1 protein-coding gene is annotated in these 2,419 nt (G+C 54.3%); it reads right to left on the reverse strand.

Translation table 11 applies throughout. The features are described from left to right. Nucleotides 1–322 precede the first annotated feature (322 nt). On the reverse strand, nt 323–2,338 hold the full coding sequence (locus ACTHUT_RS18010) for a prolyl oligopeptidase family serine peptidase (RefSeq protein ID WP_440419284.1): 2,016 nt from the start codon (nt 2,336–2,338) through the stop codon (nt 323–325). Nucleotides 2,339–2,419 lie beyond the last annotated feature (81 nt).

The raw sequence follows: 2,419 nt of genomic DNA on the forward strand, positions 1-2,419 counted from the left end.
GAGTTTTCCATCTAATCCTGCATTTTAGCACAGATTATTCAGTAAAAACCTGTTGTTGCGCATATTAGCATAGGCTGATTTTAACCTACAAGCAGGAAATTGTTTTTATTTGATATCATAGAGTTAAGTTTGATTATCGTAAATCGTGGCCATCTGAAAAGCAGGTTTCGCCATTTTTTCTTTCCGTTTTCACGCGCCTGCCGGGTGCGTAAAACGAATAAAAAATGCCTTAAATAAGGTTTCACAATGCCATCAAACTCGCTTTTTTTGCCCGCTCTTTCAGACGGCCTGAAATAAGCGGGCAAATCAAACAGCGTTCTTTTTAAGCCAAAAACTCTTTCAAAAACAGCAAGACGCAGGCGAGTTCGTCGGCGGATTCGCGTTGGGTACCGTTACCGGTATGGCCGCCGCCGTCGGGAGCGTAGAGCCACGATTGCGCGGAGGTTTCGCGCAGTTTGGCGTAGAACTTGAGCGCGTGGGCAGGATGGACGCGGTCGTCGCTGAGGCTGGTGGTAATAAGCGCGGGCGGGTATGGCACGTCGTCTGAAAGATTGTGATACGGCGACAATTCGCCCAGCCAGCGTTTGCAGACTTCGTATTTCTGCGGGTTGCCGTATTCGTCCGTCCAGCTTGCGCCGGCGGAGAGCAGCGGATAGCGGATCATGTCGGTCAACGGCACTTCGCACACCAGTGTGCCGATACTTTGCGGCTCGCGCACGAAGGCGGCGGCGGTAATCAGGCCACCGTTGCTACCACCCTGTAAACCGATGTGTTTGGGCGAACTCATGCCGCGTTCGGACAAATCGCGCACGACGGCCAATAAATCATCAACACTTTTATGTTTGCTGATTCCCTGCGCCGCCTGATGCCAGCGCGGGCCGAATTCGCCGCCGCCGCGGATGTTTGCCAACACAAAGGCATTGCCCTCTTCCAACCAATATTTGCCGACACTGCCCAGATAATGCGGCAATTCAGGAATGCCGAAACCGCCGTAAGCATAAACCAAGGTCGGCGTGTCAGGCGTGGCGTTTTTGCCGACGTGGAAATAAGGAATGCGCTCGCCGTCGGCCGAAGTCGTCCAAAACTGCTGCACGTTGATGCCGTCTGAATCAAACTGCTGCGGCTGACGGCGCATGACGGTCAGTTCCATCACGTTCAAATCCAGCGCAAACAGCGTCAGTGGCGTAGTGAAATCGCTGGCGGCAAGGTAAACCACGTCGCCGCCCCACGGCTGGTCGGTCATTTCCAATGCACCCGAAGGCAGGCGCGGCAACTCGGCTTCCTGCCATTTGCCGTCGGTAAACCGCCACGCTTTCAGACGGCCTTGCACGTTTTCCAGCAGGCTCGCCACCACAAAACGCTTGGTCGTTTCCACGCTCTCCAATGCCTGCGTTTCATCGGGCGCAAACAAAAGCTGCGCTGCACCCAATTCGCCGCGGTTCAATTTTACTGCCACCAATGCGCCACTCGGATAGCTTTGGTTCGCGCGGTTCCAGTCTTTACGCAGCGTCAGCAAAAGATGTCCGGCCAGATAGCCGACCACGTCGCAATCGTTGGGCAGGTTTAACGGTTTCGCTTCGCCTTCGGCTGAGACCTGCAAATAGGTTTTGGTGTAAAAACCGTCAGACGCTTCAATCAAATCAATCGGCGAACCTTGCGGATCGAGATAACGCCACGCGTTCACCATCATGCCGTCTTCGGCAATTTGATACACCGGCAGGCTTTCCTCGAAACTTTTGCCGCGCTCCACCAGCCATACTTCGCGCGGATAGCCCGATTCGGTCAACTGCCGCTCGTCCCAAGCCGGACACACCCACACGCTGTTTTCATCGCGCCACGACACATGGTTTTTCCCCGCCGGAAAATGAAAACCGCCCTCGACCAGACCGCCCGCTTCCAAATCCACTTCCAGCGTATAAGCCGTATCGCCGCCCGACTTGCTCAAGGTCAACAGCGCGCGGTTGGGCTTTTCCACCAAGTGCGACACCCCGCCCAGATACACATCGTCGCCAAGCAGCTCGTCGAAATCCGCCACCGAAAACAAAATTTTCCACTCGGGATAGCCCGAACGGTAAGTCGCCGCGGTACATACGCGGTACACGCCCTTCGGATATTCCGCATCCTGATGAAAATGGTACATCCGCGCACGGTGTTCCTGACAAAACGGAATCTGCCGCGTGTCCTGCAACTGCGCCAAAATGCCGTCAGACAATTCGCGCGCCTTGTCGTTTTCTAAAAAACGCGCACGCGTTTCGGCATGGGCCGCGGCGGCAAACTCTTGCGCTTCGGGAGATTCGAGGTTTTCAAAATGGAGATAGGAATCGGGGTAAGATTTCATAGGAAAGGCCGTCTGAAAGATTGGGAAACGGAATTATAACGTCAAAATCAAAAAAGGCCGTCTGAAACCTGCGTTTCAGAC

This window comes from Neisseria sp. P0022.S010 (genome assembly GCF_051956635.1).

Excerpts from the sequence above, each read along its gene's own strand:
- ACTHUT_RS18010 (WP_440419284.1), bottom strand. The coding sequence starts at position 2,338 with ATGAAATCTTACCCCGATTCCTATCTCCATTTTGAAAACCTCGAATCT.